This is a genomic window from Streptomyces sp. 7N604 (assembly GCF_052245475.1).
Taxonomy (GTDB): domain Bacteria; phylum Actinomycetota; class Actinomycetes; order Streptomycetales; family Streptomycetaceae; genus Streptomyces.
This window is the reverse complement of record NZ_JBQQBX010000018.1, coordinates 169,835-190,920: the sequence shown is the minus strand read 5'-3', so window position 1 is coordinate 190,920 and position 21,086 is coordinate 169,835. Positions and strand designations below refer to the sequence as shown.

16 protein-coding genes and 1 pseudogene are annotated in these 21,086 nt (G+C 69.4%); 9 read left to right on the top strand and 8 right to left on the bottom strand.

Translation table 11 applies throughout. The annotated features are described in order from the left end of the window. Nucleotides 1-40 precede the first annotated feature (40 nt). Both pepN and ACTWP8_RS21165 read right to left on the bottom strand, forming a co-directional pair. The gene (gene pepN / locus ACTWP8_RS21170) at nt 41-2,575 is read right to left on the bottom strand and encodes an aminopeptidase N (RefSeq protein ID WP_443323709.1); all 2,535 of its coding nucleotides are present in this window, start codon (nt 2,573-2,575) and stop codon (nt 41-43) included. A gap of 70 nt (nt 2,576-2,645) precedes the next feature. Next, a complete protein-coding gene (locus ACTWP8_RS21165) occupies nt 2,646-3,107 on the bottom strand; it encodes an ATP-binding protein (protein WP_443323720.1) in 462 nt (153 codons plus the stop codon). 158 nt (nt 3,108-3,265) lie between these two features. On the opposite strand from ACTWP8_RS21165, the gene ACTWP8_RS21160 reads away from it, so the two are divergent. The 4 genes from ACTWP8_RS21160 (at nt 3,266) to ACTWP8_RS21145 (ending at nt 5,913) form a co-directional block, all read left to right on the top strand. Then, on the top strand, nt 3,266-4,117 hold the full coding sequence (locus ACTWP8_RS21160) for a helix-turn-helix domain-containing protein (protein ID WP_443323708.1): 852 nt from the start codon (nt 3,266-3,268) through the stop codon (nt 4,115-4,117). Beyond that, nucleotides 4,114-4,308, top strand: a complete 195-nt coding sequence (locus ACTWP8_RS21155) for a DUF397 domain-containing protein (RefSeq protein ID WP_443323707.1) — start codon at nt 4,114-4,116, stop codon at nt 4,306-4,308. Before ACTWP8_RS21160 ends, ACTWP8_RS21155 begins: the two co-directional genes overlap by 4 nt. A gap of 255 nt (nt 4,309-4,563) precedes the next feature. Then, nucleotides 4,564-4,995, top strand: coding sequence for a chaplin family protein (locus ACTWP8_RS21150; protein ID WP_443323706.1), 432 nt, complete (start codon nt 4,564-4,566; stop codon nt 4,993-4,995). 474 nt (nt 4,996-5,469) lie between these two features. Continuing rightward, nucleotides 5,470-5,913, top strand: coding sequence for a hypothetical protein (locus ACTWP8_RS21145; RefSeq protein ID WP_443323705.1), 444 nt, complete (start codon nt 5,470-5,472; stop codon nt 5,911-5,913). Nucleotides 5,914-6,032: 119 nt separating this feature from the next. Here the strand turns inward: ACTWP8_RS21145 and ACTWP8_RS21140 are convergent, their stop codons facing one another. The 4 genes and pseudogenes from ACTWP8_RS21140 to ACTWP8_RS21125 form a co-directional block, all read right to left on the bottom strand. Continuing rightward, nucleotides 6,033-6,380 carry a chorismate mutase gene (locus ACTWP8_RS21140; protein ID WP_443323704.1) on the bottom strand — a complete coding sequence of 116 codons (348 nt, stop codon included), beginning with the start codon at nt 6,378-6,380 and terminating at the stop codon, nt 6,033-6,035. A gap of 77 nt (nt 6,381-6,457) precedes the next feature. Beyond that, nucleotides 6,458-6,859: a type II toxin-antitoxin system VapC family toxin gene (locus ACTWP8_RS21135; protein WP_443323703.1), complete on the bottom strand. Its 402-nt coding sequence runs from the start codon at nt 6,857-6,859 to the stop codon at nt 6,458-6,460. After that, entirely contained in the window at nt 6,856-7,152 is a 297-nt protein-coding gene (locus ACTWP8_RS21130) for a type II toxin-antitoxin system Phd/YefM family antitoxin (protein WP_443323702.1), read from the bottom strand. The genes ACTWP8_RS21135 and ACTWP8_RS21130 overlap by 4 nt, the downstream gene beginning before the upstream one ends. 35 nt (nt 7,153-7,187) lie before the next feature. Then, nucleotides 7,188-7,611 (bottom strand): annotated as a pseudogene (locus tag ACTWP8_RS21125) (AraC family transcriptional regulator); the annotation flags it as partial. Between the two features lie 846 nt (nt 7,612-8,457). On the opposite strand from ACTWP8_RS21125, the gene ACTWP8_RS21120 reads away from it, so the two are divergent. Together ACTWP8_RS21120 and ACTWP8_RS21115 are read left to right on the top strand one after the other, a co-directional pair. Continuing rightward, nucleotides 8,458-9,720, top strand: coding sequence for a hypothetical protein (locus ACTWP8_RS21120; RefSeq protein ID WP_443323701.1), 1,263 nt, complete (start codon nt 8,458-8,460; stop codon nt 9,718-9,720). 679 nt (nt 9,721-10,399) lie between these two features. After that, entirely contained in the window at nt 10,400-11,647 is a 1,248-nt protein-coding gene (locus ACTWP8_RS21115) for a hypothetical protein (RefSeq protein WP_443323700.1), read from the top strand. A 194-nt stretch (nt 11,648-11,841) separates the two neighbouring features. Here ACTWP8_RS21115 and ACTWP8_RS21110 read toward each other — a convergent pair whose 3' ends face one another. Next, the gene (locus ACTWP8_RS21110; protein ID WP_443323699.1) at nt 11,842-12,645 is read right to left on the bottom strand and encodes a S1 family peptidase; all 804 of its coding nucleotides are present in this window, start codon (nt 12,643-12,645) and stop codon (nt 11,842-11,844) included. Between the two features lie 346 nt (nt 12,646-12,991). Between ACTWP8_RS21110 and ACTWP8_RS21105 the strand changes: the two genes are divergently transcribed. From ACTWP8_RS21105 to ACTWP8_RS21095, 3 genes are all read left to right on the top strand, one after another. Further along, nucleotides 12,992-13,897 (top strand): hypothetical protein, encoded by a 906-nt coding sequence (locus tag ACTWP8_RS21105; protein WP_443323719.1) that lies wholly within the window; start codon nt 12,992-12,994, stop codon nt 13,895-13,897. A 141-nt stretch (nt 13,898-14,038) separates the two neighbouring features. Next, nucleotides 14,039-14,509 carry an SRPBCC family protein gene (locus ACTWP8_RS21100; protein ID WP_443323698.1) on the top strand — a complete coding sequence of 157 codons (471 nt, stop codon included), beginning with the start codon at nt 14,039-14,041 and terminating at the stop codon, nt 14,507-14,509. Further along, nucleotides 14,488-14,922: a CBS domain-containing protein gene (locus tag ACTWP8_RS21095; protein WP_443313447.1), complete on the top strand. Its 435-nt coding sequence runs from the start codon at nt 14,488-14,490 to the stop codon at nt 14,920-14,922. Before ACTWP8_RS21100 ends, ACTWP8_RS21095 begins: the two co-directional genes overlap by 22 nt. Nucleotides 14,923-15,128: 206 nt before the next feature. On the opposite strand, the gene ACTWP8_RS21090 is transcribed toward ACTWP8_RS21095, so the two are convergent. Continuing rightward, nucleotides 15,129-21,026 (bottom strand): TIR domain-containing protein, encoded by a 5,898-nt coding sequence (locus ACTWP8_RS21090; RefSeq protein ID WP_443323697.1) that lies wholly within the window; start codon nt 21,024-21,026, stop codon nt 15,129-15,131. Nucleotides 21,027-21,086: the final 60 nt, after the last annotated feature.

Below are 21,086 nucleotides of genomic sequence, written 5' to 3'. Positions count from 1 at the left end.
GCGTTTTTTTGGTGGGGAGAAACGAACCCCCACAACCCGGCTATGTCGCATCGCGCACCCGCAGACCACGCCGCAGATCGTCCAACTGATCGTCAAGGCGCCGCCGCAACGCAGGAATCGGTTCATCGTCCCGAAGGCACTTCTCCCCCAGCCGCAGCGTCTCCGCCTCCACCGCGTGCGCCGGAAAGCCGTAGCGCCCCAGCACCTCCCCGATCGCCGCCCCCCGCCGCGCAGACGCGGCCACCGCCGCCGGGTAGTACCGCGGCACGTAATCCCGTACGAGATCGTGCTGCTCGGGCTGCCAGAACCCCTGGGCCGTGGCGGTGACGAGGTACGCGGACAGCTCGTCGTTCTCGAACATCGCCGCCCAGGCGGCCTCCTTCGCCTCCGGGTCCGGGAGCCCGGCCCGGCACCGGGCCGCGCCCTCCTGACCGGTGGCGCTCGGGTCACGGTCGAACTCGGCCGCTATGTCGGCCGCCGTCGCGGCCCCCAGGACGCAGAGCCGGTCCAGCGTCCGCCACCGCAGCTCGGGGTCGAGCTCCGGGCCACCGGGCACCGCCCCCGCGGTGAGCCATTCGCGCAGCGTGTCGGGGTCGACCGAGCTGTCGATGAAGGTGCGTACGGCGGTCAGCCGCAGGCCGGGCGCGGATCCGTCCTCGGTGATCCGCAGCAGGCCGCGGCTGATGGCCCGGAGGGCGGACAGCGCGGCGGGGCGGCCCTCGGGCGGCAGGAACCGGTCCGCGATGTGGACGCTCGCGAAGGCCAGCACGCCCTGCACGATCGCGTTGTCCGTCTCGTGCGGGAGGTGGGCGCGGGCGGCGTCCAGGTATGCGGCAGGCGGGAGGTGACCGTCGCGGACCATGTCACGCGCGGCGTTCCAGATCACCGCGCGCGCCAGCGGGTCGGGAAGCCCGGACAGCGACCGCACGACCGTGTCCCACGAGCCCGGATCGAGGCGGATCTTGGCGTAGGTGAGGTCGCCGTCGTTGATGAGCACCAGGTCCGGCCGGCGTCCCGGGCGCGCCTCGCGGGCACTCCCGCCGCCCTGCGGGACGTCGACCTCGAAGCGCTCGCGCAGCACGAGGCTGCCCGGCTCGACCGGGTCGTGGTCGTACGCGCCGACGGCGACCCGGTGCGGGCGGCTGCCCTCGCGGCTGACGGTCAGGGTCCAGTGGCCGTCCGCCTCGGCGAGCGCGAGCGCGGGCGCCGGCGCGGGCTCGGACGTGAGCGTGTCGACGCCGGTGGTGCGCAGCCAGGCGTCGGCCCAGGCGTGCACGTCGCGGCCGGAGGCGCGGGCCAGGGAGTCGATGAAGTCGGCGAGGGTGGCGTTGCCGAAGCGATGCCGCGAGAAGTGGTCGTTGATGCCTGCGAGGAAGTCGCCCTCGCCGAGCCAGGCGACGAGCTGGCGCAGCGCGGAGGCGCCCTTGGCGTAGGAGATGCCGTCGAAGTTGAGCCGCGCGGCCTCGGTGTCGGGAACACCCTCGGGCTCCGGCGCCACGGGGTGGGTCGACGGGCGCTCGTCCGCGTCGTAGCCCCAGCTCTTACGGGCGACCGCGAAGTCCGTCCACGTTCCCGAGAAATCCGTCGCCTCGGTGAGGATCTGGAAGCCCATGTACTCGGCGAACGACTCGTTCAGCCAGATGTCGTCCCACCAGGTCAGCGTGACCAGGTCGCCGAACCACATGTGGGCCATCTCGTGGGCGATGACCATCGCGCGGGTCTGGCGCTCGGTGTCGGTGACGGCGGAACGGTAGATGAACTCGTCGCGGAAGGTGACGAGCCCGGGGTTCTCCATGGCGCCGGAGTTGAACTCGGGGACGAACGCCTGGTCGTACGAGTCGAAGGGGTACGGCTCGTCGAAGATCTCGTGGTAGCGGTCGAAGCAGCGGCGGGTGATGTCGAGCAGCTCGTCGGCGTCGGCGTCCAGGTACGGCGCGAGGGACTGCCGTACGTGGAGGCCGACCGGCAGACCGCGGTGCTCGCTCCGGATCGAGTGGTACGGGCCGGCGGCGAGCGCCATCAGATACGTGCTGATGGGCGGCGTGGGCGCCAGCCGCCAGCGGCCCTCCGCCGCCTCCCCGACCCTCGCCGCCACGCCGTTGCCGAGCACCGTCCAGGCGGGCGGCGCGGTGACGGTCACCTCGAACACGGCCTTCAGGTCGGGCTGGTCGAAGGCCGCGAAGACGCCGGGCGCGTCCGTCATGCAGCACATGGTGTAGAGGTACGTCTCGCCGTCCGCCGGGTCCGTGAAGCGGTGCATGCCCTCGCCGGTTCGGGAGTAGCGCATGTCGGCGACGATCCGCAGCTCGTGCTCACCCGCGCCGAGCCCGGTGAGCGGCAGCCGCCCGCCGTCCAGCGCCGCCGTATCGAGCTCCTGCCCGTCGAGTACGGCGCTGTGGAGGGTGTCCGGACGCAGTTCGACGAACGTGTCGCCGGGCTCGCTCGCGGTGAACGCGATGACGGTACTGGAGCGGAACAGCTCCTCGCCGCGCGTCAGATCGAGATCGATCGCGTAGCGCCGCACGTCGAGGAGGCGGGCTCGGGTCTGCGCTTCGTCGCGCGTGAGTACGGACATGTGGCCATGCTGCCGCATGCCCTGCGGGCGGCGCAGGGGTCGGGGCGACGCCCGCCCGGAGCCGGGGCCATCAGGACTTGAGTACGAGCTCGCACCAGACGGTCTTGGTGAGGGTGTCGTGATCGTCGGTGCCCCAGCGGTCGGCGAGGGCGTCGACAAAGAGCAGCCCACGGCCGGTTTCGGAGTCGGGAGGCGGAGGCGCGAGGTCGGCAGGGGCAGGCGGGCGGCGCTCGACGCGGGTGTCGGTGACTTCGATACGAAGCGTGGAGCCGCTGTGGGTGAGCCGCAGACGGAAGTCCCGTCCGGGGAGTCGTCCATGAACCGCCGCGTTCGCGGCGAGCTCGGCGACGAGCTGGGCCGCGCTGCGGGACGCGCGCGTGTCGTACGGCCAACCCCAGGCGGCGAGCTGCTGGGTCGCGAGTCGACGGGCGAGGCGTGCGCCCCGGCGGGTGGAACTGAGCCGGACGGTGAACTGCCGGCTGTGCGCTGCGTCTTGGCCGGTAGAAGCGGTTGCGGAAGGAGTTTGCGAAATCACGTCACTCAGCGTGGTCAACCGGTCGTAACCTGACCAGGGACGCCGCCAGTACGCAGCGTGACTGTCCGGACACGCGGGCCTGTCGTCCGGGATGCCGGGCGTGACGAGGCGTGCGGCGGCCGTGTTGAGTACGAGCACGTCGGAGGTGACGGATCGTGACGGATGCCGGACAGTCGGGCAGCGGGGCAGAAGAACAGGACTGGGACGAGGGCGCTTCGGACGTCCTCAAAACGGTGGGCAAGCAGCTCAAGCTGTGGCGGGAGCGAGCCGGACTGACCCAGGCCGAATTCGGCAAGAAGATTGGCTATGGGGAGGAGCAGGTCTCCTCGGTCGAGCGAGGGCGGAGGGTCCCGAAGCCGGAATTCCTGAACGCGGCGGACGAAGTGCTGGGCGCGGGCGGGTTACTGGCCGCGATGAAGGAAGACGTGAAGCAGGCGCGCTACCCGAAGAAGGTACGGGAGCTGGCGCGGCTTGAGGCGGAGGCGATGGAGCTGGGGGCGTACGCGAGCACGTTCGTCCACGGGTTGTTGCAGACCGAGGACTACACCAGGGCGCTGTACCGGATGCACAGGCCGCCGCTGGACGAGGAGACCATTGAGCGGCAGGTCGCGGCGCGCATGGCCCGGCAGGAGATCTTCAACCGATGCCCTGCCCCGATGCTCAGCTTCGTCCAGGAAGAGGTGACGCTGTACCGCCCGCTCGGTGGAAGGTTGGTGTTGCGACGACAGCTCGAACGACTGTTGGAGGTCGGCCAGTTGCGGAACGTTGAGATCCAAGTGATGCCGACAGCTCGCGAGGACCACGGCGCTCCGGGTGGCCCGTTCATGCTGCTGGAGCCCAAGAGCGGCCCAAAGATGGCGCATGCGGAGATGCAGCTGTTCAGCCGGGCGTTCACCGACCGAAAAGACGTGCGCATCTTTGAGGCTCGGTATGGGATCATCCGGGCGCAGGCTCTCAGCCCACGGGAGTCGCTGTCCCTGATCGAGAAGGTGTTGGGAGAGACATGACTGAGCTTGAGTGGATCAAGAGCAGCTACAGCTCGAGTGACGGGCCCGAGTGCGTCGAGATCGCGTCCATACCCGGCACGGTCCACGTCCGGGACTCCAAGGACAAGCAGGGACCGCAGCTCGCCTTCTCGCCGGAGGAGTGGGCGGCCTTCGTGTCGTACGCGGCCGAGCAGGGCCCAACACGCATCTGACCGCAGACACGCAGCAGCCCCCAAGGGACCCCGTCACCGTACGGAAGGGGTCCCTTTTCCATGTCCGCGCTCCGCGCTATCCGCCATAAAGGTGAGACCACCCGTCATTCCGTGTCAACGACGCACTGTCACAGAGGTTGCGCCCTACGCTGCATTCTTAGCCCGATGACGAATGACTGGGACAGGATTTCGCCACCTGCAGCCGTCAATGTCGTTTGCTCGGGTGGGGGGCTCACATTCTCTAGAGGAGGTTCCGTGAGGAAGTCCAGTCAGCTGGCTCTCCTGGCCATCGTGGCCACAGCTCTTACGCCGATCGCGTCAGGTACAGCATTCGCGGATGCGGACGCCAAGGCCGTCGCGGCCAACAGCTCCGGGATTCTGTCGGGATTCATCATTCAGGAAGTCGAGCACGAGCCGTCTAACAACTGCGCCAACACTGGATCTTCGGCGGAGCAGGAATCCGAGATCGGAGATGGCCCCATTAGCCCCGGCCCCGGCGACCTGGAGAACGAAGTCCTGCAGGTGTCTGCATTCAACCCGGCTACCGGCAACGCCTGTGTCAACGCCAGTGGCGACCACCACGACGACCACAGGCACCACGACAAGAGGAACCACGGCGACAAGAAGCACTACAAGCACGACGACAAGAACCACGACAAGAAGAACCACGCCAAGCACGGCTGGTAGCACCAGTCGGGTTCAGCGAGCGGGTGACGCTGGTCACCCGTCGGCCTGGCCCGGTAGTAGCCCGTGGTATCGGGGGCCTTCCGCACAGCGGAAGGCCCCCGCCCTCTTTCCGGCCTGACCCAGTAGCACCGCGCACGCCTGGCCCCGCGTCGCGCTCTCCCGCGAGTTCCGCAATCGGGCGATCTGGCGGGCTCGCGAGTCGGTCGAAATCCCCACCCCGCCGCCATGCCACCCGAGCGTGGCCGACGGCCGCACACCGGCCGGCCGCGTTCGGGGGACACCAAGCCGATAGCGAACGGGCATCCGGAGCAAAAACCCAGCCTCATTTCCATACAACGAACGCTCGTCACAAAGGTTGCGCTTTCCGCCTTGTTCTTCGCGTCTTGATGAATGAGTGGGGGCAGGACTTCGCTACTTGGGGCGTCCCATGTCGTTTGCTCTGACGGGGGACACACATTCTCTAGAGGAGGTTCCGTGGGGAAGACCAGCCAGCTGGCTGTCCTGGCCATTGCAGTCACAGCTCTTGTGCCGATCGGGGCAGGTACGGCATTCGCCGATGCGGATGGCAAGGCCGTCGCGCTGAACAGCTCGGGCATTGCGACGGGATTCATCGTTCAGGAAGTCGAGCACGAGCCGTCCAACAACTGCGCCAACACCGGATCCTCGGCCGAGCAGGAATCCGACATCGAAGATGGCCCCGTCAGCCCCGGCCCCGGCGACCTGGAGAACGAACTCACGCAGATCTCCATTGGCAACCCGGCCCGCGGCAACGTCTGCATCAACGCCGAAGCCGACCACCACGACAAGAAGCACCACGACAGGAAGAAGGACTACGACAAGAAGCACTACAAGCACGACGACAAGAAGGACTACGGCAAGAACCACAACGGCAAGAACCTCGACAAGCACGGCTGGTAATCAGCCGGATCAGCCGTCAGGTGACGCTGAGTCACCCCTCGGGCTTGCCGGTAGTAGCGGCAGGGGGCCTTCCGCCCGGCGGAAGGCCCCCTGGCCGTGTTCCGGAGCGGGTCCGGGGACTAACCGCGGGCGATCGTCTCGTGGTGGCGGATGACCTCCGCGATGATGAAATTCAGCAGCTTCTCCGCGAACGCCGGATCCAGCTTCGCGCTCTCGGCGAGCTGTCGCAGCCGGGCGATCTGGCGGGCCTCGCGGCCCGGGTCGGCCGGCGGAAGGTGGTGGTCGGCCTTGAGGCGACCGACCTGCTGGGTGCACTTGAAGCGCTCCGCCAGCATGTGGACGACTGCGGCGTCGATGTTGTCGATGCTCTCGCGCAGACGAGTGAGCTCGCCCAGGACGGCCTCGTCGGCGGTGGCGGCGTTCACGGGCTGGTCGGTCCGATCGGTCCCGTCGGGCTGGTCGGTCATGGAGCAGGGTCTCCCGTAGCGGATCGCTGGCAGCGGCAAACGGCGTCACCGTAACAGGGCCGACCCCTACGGCCGCACTACGCTCCAGGGGCGTGGACCGCCAGCCCTCGTTCCGTGGCGGCGGCCGCCAAGCGCTTGTCGTACGTCACGAAGGCCGTGAGTGCCTGCTCCAAGTGCTCGGCACTGGCGAGATGGATGGCGTCAAGGCTGCGCAGATGCGGCATCGGGAACATGCCCGCCGCCCGGAGGATGGGGTCGGTGACCCGGATGCGCAACACGCGGTCCAGCAGTTCGTCCGCCGTATCGCCGGTATCGGGGTCGGCACCGGCCCGCACCAGAGCACGACCGACTTCGGTACGGGCCAGCGCCGACGTCGCGTGCCCTTCGGCGGCTCGCGCCGCGAGGAAGGTCCGCAAGTCCGCGGTCTCCGGCTCCGGTAGGAGAAGCTTCAGCAGGGCACAGGAGTCGAGGTAGATCACCGGTCTTCTTCCGCGCGCAGTTCGTGCAGCACCTCGGACAGCCGGGGCTGCTTTCCCGGCTTCGCGGGCAGCGGCTCCCAGTCGCCGAGCCCGCGCGCCTGGTTCGCATTGTCCGGATCGACAGTGCCGGTACGAACCAGGTCCTCCATGACCCGCTGCTCCGGGTCCGGTGGCGCGAGCACCGCGATGAGCCTGCCATTGCGGGTGATCTCTACGCGCTCACCCGCGGCAACACGGTCGACGAGCTCGCTTGCGTGCTGCTGCAGCTGCCGGATCGGCACTCTCGTGGTCATACTGACACCGTACGGGCAGCGTGCGGCGCATGCCACTAACGTGCGTCGTTTTCCCCCTGACGAAGTACGCGGGGCTCGCCAGTGATCGTTGGCGGATCGCCCGGGTCCGGGATCTGGTCGCTCCAGCCGCCGCGGACCGCGCCGCTCTGCTGTTCGCGGAAGCGGACCGACGCGACGGTGAACAGGCGACTGAAGTACGCCGGGTCGTCGTAGACGGCGCGGCGTGCGCCGGCGCCCGGCAGCTCGGTGGCGGCGAGGAGTTCCTTGGCGCGGCCGAGGCGGATGCGAGGAGGTAGTCCTTGGGCTGAACCCGGCGGCGTGGCGGACGGCGGCGCGCAGCTCGGCCGGGGTCATTGCGTGCAGGGCCGCGTGCTCGGCGACGGACAGCACCTGGAAGGCGTCGCGGGCCAGGGCCTGGAGGACGGGGTCGCCGTTGCTGCCCAGGTCGGTGCGGGCGCGGCCTTGGCCCCGGGCACAGCAAGAGGGCCGGTCCCCCGCCAGGTAAGGACCAGCCCTCTGGGCGGGTGGGTATGACCCGAGCTCTTCGAAGGTAAAGCCGTCGAGGACGAACTCGGCGGTGTCGCTGTCGCCGATATTGCGCAGCCCCGCCCAGGCGTCACCGTCCGCCGGGGCGGTGAACTCGCAGCTCAGCTCGGCCGGGTCGGTCCCCACCGGCAGCGGCGTGCGGATCAGCTCGCGCGCCCGGCTCGTCGACCGCCGTGACCCACGTACTGCCCGGCCCGCTCGTTCACGGCGAGCGCGGTGGACTCCGCGATCGCGCGGCGGCTCGGTCGGCGCTCCAGCCGCGGGTTCCGGTTCAGGCGGGCAGGTGTTGGGCTGACGCCTGAGGCCATGAAGTCAAGCGGCATAAAGGGCCATCAGACTACAAACACAAAAGTGTATTCCGCCAAGAGGTGCGCCGGTTATGCGCCGGTCAACTCGCGGTGGTACGTGAGGCGGGGCATTCTTTCCGCGCGCTCGACCGTACGGGTGGCGCCAAGTCCGGGCTCTTGTCGCCCAATCGGCCTTCATGCGTCACTTTCATGTATCCACACCGGTACTTCCTTGCGCGACAGGCCTCCGCCTCCCCGCCGACCGGGTTCCTCTCGGTCGACGTCCGGCCCTGGACCTATACCCGCACCGAGTGCCTAGCCGGGATGCCGAACGACAAACGGCCCATTCAACAATTCATGCGCGTGAGCGGACCGTTGCCCGTACTAGCTCCTTGCGCCGGCCATCTGAGGATTACCGGCCTCTGCAATTCCACAGCGGCTTCCCACACCGCACAGCGGAAGAGAGACTGTCATGAATCTGACGAGAGCACTCCTCGCCCCGGCTTGCGCTGTCCTGGCAGCAGGCGCACTCACCGTTCCCGCGCACGCCGACACTGCCGTCGCCTGCTCCGTACCCGACCTGGTCCAGGCCATCAACGACGCGAACACGGGCGGCGGAGACACCCTCATCCTCAGCCCCGGCTGCACCTACAACCTCGTCGATCCCGATCCCAACGACCCCGAGAACGGCCTGCCGGTCATCAGCTCCCCCATCACACTCGTCGGCAACGGGGCCACGATCGTTCGTGACAGCGGCGCCGGTGAGGACTTCCGCATCCTGAAGGTCGACGCCAACGGCGACCTCGGCCTCGAGAACCTCACCATCAGGGGCGGCCGCCCCAACTTCGCCGAGGGCGGCGCCGGCGTCCTCGTCGAGTTGGGCGGGGATCTCAGTGCCGAAACAACCATCTTCGACGACAACGACGTCGTCAACAGCAGCTCCGAAGACGGCGGCGGCATCAGCAACTACGGAACAGCCACGGTCACCACCAGCCTTTTCACCGGCAACACCGCTCGTCACGGAGGAGCAATCGACAGCGATGGAGCCCTGACCGTGACCACCTCCCGCTTGACCGGCAACCATGGCGTCACGGAGGCGGGTGGCATCAACAACGACAGCAGTACCGGAGCCATCGACATCAACAACAGCCGCATCAGCAACAACACCTCGAACTCGGACGGCGGGGCGCTGGACTTCGACAGTGGCACCATCACCATCGGCGGCAGCACCATCACCAACAACACCGTCAACCGCCCGAGCAGCGGCTTCGCCGGAGGCATCTACAACAACGGCAACCTGACCGTGACGGGCAGTTCCATCAGCGGCAACACCATCAACTCCCCCAGCGGGGGGTTCCCGGACGGCGGCGGCATCGAGAACAACGACACGCTGACAATCAGGAACAGCAGGGTCAGCGACAACACCATCAACGCCCAGGGGGCCACGTCTTCTCTCGGCGGTGGTATCGCCAACTTCGGAGCTCCGCTGACCATTGACGGGACCGCACTCAGCGGGAACAAGATCAATGACACCGGATCCCAGGCCGGGGGCCTCTACAACAGCGGTGGCACCGTCACGCTGATTGCGAGCCGTATTTCCAACAACGTCTCCGACGCCCCGCCCGGCGGCGTCTTCACCACCACCGCCTTCTCCGCCGTCGGCTCCGCCATCACCAACAACATCCCCACCAACTGCACGGGCAGCCCAGTCATCCCCACCGGCTGCGTCGGCTAGGGGCGAGGCAGCCACCGCCCGCGAGCCCCGAAACGAGGGAAGAGCGTGACGTCGGCCTTCGCGAACCAGATTCTCTCTGGTCGCGAAGGCCGACGTTGCGTTCCGCGGAGCGGTCACCTCCGGACCCGGAGATGGCCGGTCCGTCCACGGGGACCGGCGCCCGCGCCGTATGCGCGGCGCCGCCCCATGGATCAGCCGCCGAGCTTGTCGGCGCCCTTCTTGATGTCGGCCGCGAAGTGGCTCACCTCGGTGTAGACATCAGATGAGAACCAAGAGCCGAATTCCGCCAAGGAGTGCGCCGGTTATGCACCGTTCAACTCAGGTGGTACGCAGGGCGGGATATTGATTCCGTGCGCTCCACCGTATGAGTGGCGGCCAGTCAGGGCTCTTGTCGCGCAATCGGCTTTCATGCATCACTTTCATGTACCCACACCGGTACTTCCTTGCGCAACAGGTCTCCGCACTCGCCGGCCCAGCTTATTCCGGTCGACGTCCAGTCATGGACCCATACCCGCACCGAGTGCCAAGCCGGGATGCCGAACGACAAACGGTCCCAGTCAAATTCCCATGCACGAGCGGGCCGTTGTCCGTCCTAGCTCCTGGCGCCGCCAACTGAAGGATACCGGCCTCTTCAATTCCACAGCGGCTCCCCACACCGCACAGCGGAAGAGAGACTGTCATGAAGCTGACCAAAGCACTCCTCACACCGGCTTGCGCTGTCCTGGCAGCAGGCGCGCTCACCACCCCCGCGCACGCCGACACCCCCGTCCCCTGCTCCGTACCCGCCCTGGTCGACGCCATCAACGACGCGAACATGGCCGGCGGAGACACCCTCAGCCTCGCCCCCGGCTGCACCTACAACCTCACCGACCCCGACCCCGGCGACCCTGAAAACGGCCTGCCGGTCATCAGCTCCCCCATCACCATCGTCGGCAACGGGGCCACCATCGTTCGTGACGGCGGCGCCGGCGAGAACTTCCGCATTCTGAAGGTCGACTCCGACGGTGACCTCACCCTCCGGAGCCTCACCATCAGGGGCGGCCTCACTACCGCAGGCGGCGCCGGGGTCCTCGTCGAGGCGGGCGGAAGCCTCAGCGCCACCACAACCACCTTCTTCGACAACGCCGCCATCAACTCGGACGGCGGCGGCGTCCGCAACTTCGGCACGGCCACGGTCGACAGGAGTATTTTCACCGTCAACGCCGCGCGCCACGGCGGAGGAATCGACAGTCAGGGATCGCTGGCTGTGAACCGCTCCCGCCTCACCGACAACCACAGCGACACCGAGGGTGGGGCCATCAACAACGACAGCTCCACCGGGGCCATCACCATCAGCACCAGCCTCATCAACAACAACACCTCAGACCTGGAGGGCGGGGGGCTGCACTTCGACAGCGGCACCATCACCATCAACAGCAGCTCCATCATCGACAACATCGTCAACAACATCAGCGGTTCCGCCGGAGGCATCGACAACAACGGCACCCTGACCGTGACCGGCAGCGTCATCAGCCGCAACACCATCAACGCCCCCGCCGGCGGAGGCGTGGAAGGCGCCGGCATCACGAACTCGGGCTCGCTGACACTCAGGAGCAGCAGCGTCAGCGACAACACCATCAACGCTCAGGGGGCGGTGTTTTCCAGGGGCGCCGGTATCTTCAACAACGTGGCTGCCGCGCTGACACTTAACAGGATCAGCCTCAACGACAACGAGATCATCGACACCGGTTCCCAGGCCGGGGGCCTGTTCAACAACGGTGGCACCGTCACGCTGACCCAGAGCAGTATCACCCGCAACGTCTCCGACCTCGCCCCCGGTGGCGTCTGGACCAACACCCCCTTCTCCGCGGTCGGATCCGCCATCACCAACAACATCCCCACCAACTGCACGGGCAGCCCTGTCATCCCCACCGGCTGCACCGGCTAGGTGCGAGGCAGCGACCGCGACGAGCCCCGAATTCGGGGCAGAGCGCGACGTCGGCCTTCGCGACCAGGTTGTGGTCGCGAAGGCCGGCGTTGCGGGTCCACCTCATGGCGGAGCGGTCATCTCCGGACCCGGAGATGACCGCTCCACCCGCGGAACCGGCGCCCGCGCCACAAGCTCGGGCGCCGCCCCATGGATCAGCCGCCGAGCTTGTCGGCGCCCTTCTTGATATCGGCCGCGAAGTGGCTCACCTCGGTGTAGACACCGGGCTTGCCCGGCCGGGCGCAGCCCTCGCCCCAGCTGACTATGCCGACCTGGATCCAGGCACCGGCGTCGTCCTTGCGGAACATCGGGCCGCCGGAGTCACCCTGGCAGGTGTCCACGCCGCCGGTGTCCATGAGACCGGCGCAGATCTCCTCGCCCTCCACCAGGTCCGGGTACGCGCCCTTGCAGGTGCCGTCGTCGACGAAGGGCACGGTGGCCTTCAGCAGGTACCGCTGCTGGTTGCCGCCCTCCTTGTCGGCGCCCCAGCCCGCGACGCCGAATTCGCCCTTGTCGTACGCGTTGCTCTCGGCGATCGGCAGGGTCGGGATGTTCTCGATCGGCTGGGCGAGCTTGATCAGCGCCCAGTCCTTGCCAGTGCCGTTGTAGCCCGGGGCCTGGAGGACCTCGGTGGACTTGACCTTGATCGCGTTCGAGTCCTGGAGGTCCACGACGCCCGCCGTGGCGGTGATGCTCGTGTCCGGACCGGAGCCGTCCACACAGTGGGCGGCCGTGAGCACGATCGTCTTGCTGTAGAGGGCGCCGCCACAGCCCATGGAGAGGCGGACCATCCACGGGAACTCGCCCTGCTCCGCGCGCGTTCCGCCGACGACGGGCGGTGCGGCGCTCGCGTCCGGGGCGGTCTGCGCCTGCGCCGACAGCGGCTGCAGGCTGAAGGCGGCCAGTGCGACGGCACCGGCGGCGGCACTTCTTCTCAGAGTCTTGCCGAAGGTGTTCAACGGATGTCCTTTCGTGGGGGGTTTCGCGCACTTCTGGCAGGCCCATGCCAACCAGAGAGACCTTGAAGGAACCCTGGGGAATGAGTCCGCAAAAAGCGCCATTGGATTATCCGGATCGGGACGCGCGCATGACAAGGGGCCCCAACGGGCCAGATCCTTCGGGGGGTTCAGGCCAGCGGTGGCCGAGCGGGCTCCGGATCGCCCCGACAGGCTCCGGAGATCCTCCGGCGCCCCGGCCGACGCCCCGGCCGACGCCCCGGCCGACGCCCCGGCCGGAGCCCCTCCGGCCGGGCGCGATTTTCCTTGCCCGGTCCGGGACGACCGCACGTACAGTTGACGCGTGGGCGTGGGAACGGGCAGCGACGTGGTGCACGGCTATCCGCACATCGAAACCGTGCGGGAGTCCATCACCGCGATCTACAAGCGACTCTCGTACGACACCGTGCACACCTTCGCCACCAGCATCCTCCCCGCCGACGTGGCCTTCGCCGACATCGACGACCTCTACCTCGGGGTGCAGCGCGTGGCCCGCGCCATGGTGCAGCATCTGCGCCTGCCCGACGCCCGCATCATCGTGAGTTTCCGGGACATGCACCACGCCGCGAACGTCGAACTCGCCGCGGGCCCCGAGTACTTCATCGAGCTGAACAGCCGCTTCAAGACCCACCGCCAGGACATCGGCGCCGCCCTTGCGCACGAGGTGATGCATGTCTACCTGCACCGCCTCGACCTGGCTTTCGACGGCGTCCGCAACAACGAGATCCTGACCGACACCGCCACCGCGTACCTCGGCGCGGGCTGGCTGCTGCTCGACGCCTTCCGCGAGGACGCCGTCTCCTCGCAGAAGCTCGGCTATCTCACCCCGGAGGAGTTCGGGTACGTCCTCGCCAAGCGCGCCATGGTCTTCGGCGAGGACCCGTCGCCCTGGTTCACCAGCCCGCAGGCGTACACCGCGTACACGGCGGGGAAGGCACTCGCGCTGCGCGACGGGCAGCAGCCGCCGCTGACCGCCTGCGGCTGGGCCGGACGCCGCCGGTACGCGCGGGACCGCAGGTCCGTGCAGGACCTGCGCGGGGCCGGGGCGGCGGTCAGCGCGCCCGCATCCGGCAGCGGGTACACCTTCGAGGGGCAGGCCCCGCTGCGGGTGACCTTCCCGTGTCCGACCTGCCACCAGCGCATCCGGGTGCCGGTACGGGGAAGAGTGCGGGCCCGCTGCGGGCTGTGCCGGACCGTTCTGGAATGCGACACCTGATACAAGGACGCGCCGTCACGGTCCGTACGGAGCCGTTGACGCAAAGAGACCAGAGACGAGCTCCTCCGCCGCCGCGCCCCCACTCGAGTCGCATCCCCGGGCCCGGCGGCGCACGCTGGATAACAGGTTGGAGGTCTGGCGATGAGCACGCTCGAAGAGCAGATCGACATCGACGTACCAGCGAAGGTTGCGTGGGACTGCCTGCACCGCGTGGAGGACTACCCGCGCTTCGTGGGCGGCGTCCGCAACGCCCGTACCGAGGGCGTACACCGCGCGCACCTGGACATCGACGCGGGCGACAGGGTTTACCGACTCGACACCGAGATACTCGACCGGGGCCAGGGCCGGTTGATGATGTGGCGGACCACGAACGGTGCCCACCTCCAGGGCACCTTCTCGGTCCTCCCGCTCGACCCGGAGCACACCCGCGTCCAGGTGCGGGTGGAGTACGACCCGGACACGGTCAAGGAGACATTCGGCGGCCCGAAGGGATTCGCGCAGGCCAGTGCGATCGAACGGCTGGTCCGGGAAGACCTGCGGCAGTTCAAGGACCTGGCAGAGGAAGAACGAACGGAAGGGAAGGACTCGCCATGGCCACAGCAGAAACCCTGAGGGTCCGGGACATCATGACCGAGGGCACGCAGTGCATCGGCGAGAACGAGTCGATGCTCGACGCCGCACGCATGATGCGTGACCTGAACGTCGGCAGCCTCCCGATCTGCGGCACGGACGACCGGCTCAAGGGCATCATCACCGACCGCGACATCGTGGTGCAGTGTTGTGCCGAGGGCATGGACCTGTCGAAGACCAAGGCATCGCAGCTCTCGGGACCGCTGCACTGGATCGACGCCGACGCCCCCATCACCGAGTGCCTGGAGATGATGGAGACCCACCAGATCAAGCGGCTCCCGGTGATCGACGTCCGCGACAGCCACCGCCTGGTCGGGATGGTCAGCGAGCAGAACCTGGCGCGGAACATCAGCGACGACCAGCTCGCGGAGTTCGTGGAGCGGGTCTACGCCTGACGGCCGGTCCTGACGGCGCGTGCTGAACGCCGAGTCCTGACGGAGAATCCTGACGACATACCCGACAAAATCAGAACCGTCAACGGGGCGCGGCCGTCACACCTGCGGCATCAAGAGGAATGATGCGCAGAGTTGTGGCGGCCGCACTGCTGGCCACCGGCGCCGGATGCGGCTGCGGCTGCGGCTGCGGCTGCGGCTGCGGCAGATCAGATTCCGGCGTCGGTCGGCAGCCGCCGGACGCCCGGCAGGTGCTCGTCGAGTTCGCCGGGCTCGAACCGGCACATGCCCACCACGTGCCAGAACTCGCCTGCGATATCGCCGTCGTATTTGTAGCCACCCGAGGGTGCCATCGCTGCCCAGCCGCCCGGTACGCCGATCAGCGTGGCTCGCAGCGACGGCTCGCCCTCGGCGGGCACGGTCCAGAGCCGGACCGTTCCGTCCTCGCCGCCGCTGGCCAGCAGTGATCCGTCCGGGCTGAACGCGACGGCGAGGATCCTGCCCGTGTGCCCGGCGAGCCGGCCGGCCTCGCGGCCGGCCAGCGGGTCCCACAGCCGTACGATCCGGTCGTCGCCCGCCGTGGCCAGCAGCGGGCGGCTCGGGTGGGCGGCGGCGCTCCACAACCTGCCCGAGTGCCCCCGGAGCACGTGCTGGGCCCTGCCGTCCCGCCAGACGATGGCCTGTCCGTCCCACGACGCACTGGCCAGCCAGGAGTCGTCGTGCCCGTAGGCCACCGCGTACACGCGGTCGGTGTGGCCGTCGAGTTCGGCGATCAGCCGACTGTCCGTGATGTCCCACAGGCGTACGAAGCTGTCGTCGCAGCCGGTGGCCAGCTCCGAGCCGCCCGCGCTGAACGCGATCGACCGCACCCGGCCACGGTGCTCGGAAAAAGTCGTCACATGCGCGCCCGTGCCGGGGTACCAGAGCCGGACCGTGTCGTCGTCGTTCGCGGTGGCGAGGATCTCTCCGTCACCGCTGAAGGCCTCGGCCCACACATGGTCGGTCTCGGCGTCGATCTCGCGCCGAGGCTCGCCGGTGACGGCATTCCACAGGTAGACGTCGCCGTCGCTGCTGGACGTGGCGAGGACGGGCCCCTCGGGGTTGAACACCGCTGAGACGAGACGGTCGTTGTGGCCGGAGAGCTCCCTGACGCGGCGGCCGGTCGCGGGCTCCCACAGACGCACCACGCCATCGTTCCCGGACGCAGCCAGAAGTGCCCCGTCGGCGCTGAACGTCAGGCTGCCGATCTTGCGCCCATGACCGCGCAGAATACGCCTGCCCTGGCCCGTGGAGGTGTCCCAGAGCCGCACCACGCCGTCGTTGCCGACGGTCACCAGCAGCGGACCGGCCTCCGCGGTGCCGATGCGGGCACCGGGGCGGAACCGGCAGGCCCAGACGGACCCTTGGTGGTCCGCGGGCTGCTGGCGCAGCGGGACGACCGACCAGTCCGATGACCTCTGGGTGACCCGCCACAGCCGGACCGCTCCGTCGCTGCCGCCCGCCGCGAGCGTCGTCCCTTCAGGGTCGAAGACCACTTGGTACACGGCCCCGCGGCCCCGGGCCGGGGCCCCGGCGGGAGTGCCGGTCAGCGGGTTCCAGAGCCGGACATGCCCCTCGGTGTCGCCGCTGGCGAGGAGTCGGCCGCCCGGGTGGAAGTCCAGGGTGTAGACGCGCCCCTCGTGGCCGGTGAGCTCGTGCCGCAGCCGCCGGCCGGCCACATCCCAGATCCGGACCGTGCCGCGATCGTCGTCGCCCATGTCGGCGGTGGCGAGGAGCGTGCCATCGGGGCTGAAGCGCGCGCGGTAGGCCGCTCCGCGGTGGCCTTCGAGTTCGCCGAGGAAACGGCCGGACCGGGTCTCCCACAGCCGTACGGCCGCGGCCGCGTCGCCGGTGGCGAGGGTGTGTCCGTCCGGGCTGAACACGGCGCTGTACACCGGGGCGGTGTGGCCGGACAGCCGGTGCGAGACGGTCCCGCCGGCCACGTCCCACAGCGTGACGGTGCCCTCTGCGTCGCCGGTGGCGAGCCGGCTGCCGGACAGGTCGAGGGCGACCGGCCACACTCCGCCCGGGTGCACCTCCAGCCGGTGCAGGCAGGTCCCGGCGACCGGGTCCCACAGCCGTACGGTGCCGTCCGCTCCGCCGGTGGCGAGCACGCGGTCCCGGAACTTCACGGCATAGACCCGGCCCTCGTGTCCTTGGAGCGTGCGAAGGGCCGTCCCCGTGGCGGCGTCGCACACCAGGACGCCGCCGTCCTCGCTCCCCACGGCGAGCAGTTCGCCGTCGGGACTGTAGGAGACGGGCTCGGGCAGCCTGCTGGTGCGCATGTCGAAGCCGTACGGGACGCCGACCGCGGAAGGCCGGAATCCGGCGTCGATGGACATTCCGGGAGCGACCGCGGCGGAGCGCAGCTCCGGAGTGTCCAGGAGGGCCTCGTCCGCGACCGCGTTGATCAGGGCGGCCCGGTGCCAGTGGCTCCCGCCGACCTGGGCGCCGCGCAGGTCGGCGCGGATCAGCCGGGCCCTGCGCAGGTCGGCACCGCGCAGGTCCGCACCGGTGAGGTCGGCGTCGTCGAGACGGGCCCCGACCAGGCGGACGTCGCGCAGGACGGCGCCGGAGAGGTCGGCCCCGACGAGGCCGGCGTCGGTGAGGTCGGCACGGGTGAGGTCGACGCCGGAGAAGTCCCGGTAGGAGAGGTCCTCTCCGGCGAGGACGGCGCCGCGCAGATCCGTGTGCGCCGGAACGCGGAGCCTGCTGAGGACCTTGACCGCGTTGGCCCGGGCCACCTCATCGCCCTCCCCGGCGCCCTCGCGGTCCTGCTCGGCGGCTCCGCCGGCAAGGACCCTTCCCGCCCACTCCTGACAGGTGCGGTGGTCGGCGAGGTCGCACAGGAACTCGACCGCCAGCCGGCTCAGCGGGCGGCGGGCGAGCAGACTGCCCTCCCCCTGCTCTCCGCGGCCGAGACGGACGGCTGCCTCGCGGGCCACCAGCCACTCGACCACGGACCCGTGGATGAACTGGAACAGGCCGTCGTCGGTACGCGCCAGCAGGCTCCCGGAGCCGACGGCGTGTGCGGCCTGCGGAATGGAGAGCCTGCTGTCCGCGAGCCCGCTCAACACCTCTGCCACGTCGTTGAGTTCGTCCAGGCGCAGTGCGCTCTGGCCGCTCTCCCACAGGCGCAGCGCGAGCGTCGTCACCGCGCGCCAGAGCTGGGGCAGACTCAGCCCGGGCGTACTGCCGGGACCGCCCTGACCGCGCCGCTCCTCGTACTGCAGCCAGGACGTGAACACCTCCTCGTACAGCCCGGCGGGGCTGAGGGCGCGGCCGGCGCCCGCGACCGCGCGCAGCCGATCGTGGTCGAGGTCGGCGACGAAGCTGAGGAGGCGGGGATTGCGGCACAGGGCGAGCAGGTCGGGGATGCCTTCGAGCAGCCGGACCCGGCGGTCGGCGGCGTGCTCGTCGCCGTAGCGGTTCACCAGGTAGGTGCGGATCTGATGCGGCGAGAACTCCTGGACGGCGAGGACGCGGCGCTGCGGGAGCAGACCGACGCGCTCGCCGAGCGCGGTCAGCACCTGTGCCTGGGACCTGAAGTGCTGGGTGCGGCTGCTGACCACGATCTTGGCGCTGTCCACCGCGGCATCGAGCAACACCTGAAGGTGGTCGGCGGCCCGCTCGTAGCTGACCTGGTTGACCAGCTCGTCGAATCCGTCGAAGAGCAGGACGATACGGCCCTGCCTGAGCATGTACCGGAAGGCGCGCAGATCGATAGTGTCGACGCCGTGGCCGGCCAGGTGGGCGGCGACGAGACCGTCGAGGGTGTGCGCCTTGTCGAGGGCGCTCAGCTCGATCAGCAGCGGTACCAGGTGCGGGAGCTCCTCCGGAATCCGGCGTGCCAGCTCGCGCAGGGCGAACGTCTTGCCATGCCCGAAGTCGCCGAGGAGCAGTACGAAGCGGCCGTGGTCGGCGTCGAGCAGCTGCAGCATGTTCTCGACGAGCCCGTCGCGCTCCACTCCGCCGGGGCGTTCGATCTCACGGTAGCGCTGCGGCAGATAGAGGCTCGGCTGGTACTGGAGGTCGGTGCTCAGCCGCTCGGTCTGGGCCGCGACGTAGCCGCGCAGGTCGAGTAGCCCCTGGAATTCGCTGAAGCTGCGGACGCGGACTCCGCGCCGGCGGGCCCGCTCGCGGAGCTCGCGCGGCGGCGGCGGGCCGTCGTGGACGAGTTCGGCGTCGGGCTCGGTGTCCGAGGCATGGACGTGGTCGATGAAGCCGTCGACGTCCTCCGCCTGCGGTGTGCCGAGGCAGACGGCCACGCGCTGCTGCCGTACGAAGCCGGATTCGCTCCAGGTGACGAGCAGTTGGGGAACGGCTCCGGGGACGCTCCGTAGCTGGGCGCCTTCGTGGCGGGTGCGGCAGACCTCGGCGACACGAGCGACGAGGGCATCGAGCGGGTCCTCAACGGTACGGGCCTCCGGCCGTGGTTCGTCGGGACCGGCGCCGGGAGTGGCGGTGGCGGCCTCGGCGCCCACGGGTGCTTCGCTGCCGGGGGCACTCGGAGGCTGCGGCGGCCCGAAGACACGGTGGGCGCTGCGCCATTCGGTCTCGTGCTGCGCGGGTTTCCCGTCGGCGCGCCCGGGCCAGAGGGTGAGCCCGTCGGGTGTGATCCGGAACAGCTGGTGCCGGGCTGGGGCTGCGGCGCCGAAGACCGGCAGCTCGCCGGAGGCGAGCGGCAGCGCGGAGGCGGTGGGCGCGGCCGCCCCGGACCGCGGGACCCCGGCGGGTCCGTGCAGAAGGAGGTGCAGCCGGGGCCCGGTGAGCCGGGCGAGGACGTCGCTGTCGCGCAGCAGGGCGGTACGGGAGGTACCAGTCGCGCGCGGACGTACTGCGTCGAGGGGGTGGCGGAGTGCGCCGATCCGCAGCCAGCCGTCCTGTTCGTACGGGCGCAGCGCCTGCGCGAACCAGGCGGCCTGCTCGGGGCCGAGCCAGCCGTACTGGTCGTCGGGCCTGTGGCTGTAAGCCATCGAGGAGTTGAGCCCCGCGACGACGGTGCGCAGCCCAGGGACGGGGAACAGGCTCCAGGGCTGGTCGCTGTCGAAGACGACATCGAGGCCCTGGTAGAGCTCCTGGAACAGCCGTGCGTAATGGCGCCACTTCGGCCAGTAGGGCGCCCTGGGCCGCATCTCGTCGGCTTCGCAGGTGCTGAAATAGGCGCGGCAGGCGGCCTGGCTGACGTCCTGGCCTCCGGGCACGACGGCGAGCCGGTCGGGGTCGAGGCCGAGCCTGGACCGCAGTCCCGTGAGGAAGTTGAGTGCCTGGTCGCATTCGCGCGGGCTGCCGGACGCGGTGAGGTCACCGCTGACGACGAGGAGGTCGGGCGCGGGCGCCCCGGCGTCGGTGAGTTCGACGAGGTCGCCCCAGATGGCGGCCTGGAGTTCGGCCGGGTCGGCTCCGCGGCCGAAGCACGGCCCGGCCAGGTGGAGCACGGAGACGGCTTCCCTGGTGTGGTCCGACTCGTCGGCCTGGGGGTAGCGGGGGGCGATGGCGGGCCGGCGGCGTCCGGCCCAGCCCGGTCGGCCGAGCGGCCGGTTCGACAGCGGCGGCGGGATGCTCGGTGTGCCGGGGGAGGCTGATGGGCCGCCGGGGAAGCCGGGACGCGCCGCGGGTCGAGCCCTGCCGTCGAGAGCCTGGCCGACGCGGGTGAGCAGCAGGTCCCGTGCGGCGGAGGTGTCGCCCACGCCGACCAGATCGACGTAGGTGATCGTGGCGAGCAGACCCTCGACCGGGATGTCCTCGACGCGTACGGTGATCAGCCTGCGCTCGGGGGTGTCGGGGTCGGCGCGCAGCGCGGCCTGCCACTCCATCCGCCCGTAGCGGGAACGCTCGTAGTTCCGGGAGAGCACGGCGATGACGGCGGCGGACTCGCTGACGCCGCGGTCCATGAAGTCCACGAAGTTCGTTCCCGGGACGAAGTCCCAGGCCTGGAGGACGGTACGGTACCCGGCCTCCTCCAGCGTCCAGGCGATCCACGAGGCCCATCGCTCGTCGGCCGGCGAGTAGCTGATGAAGAAGTCCAACTGCCGCGATTCCCCCGCGAGTTCCTGCCGAGCGACCATGGCGTCCATCCTACGGAGCCCGATCACCAACGGTCATGACATTCGTACGAAACGTGTGCG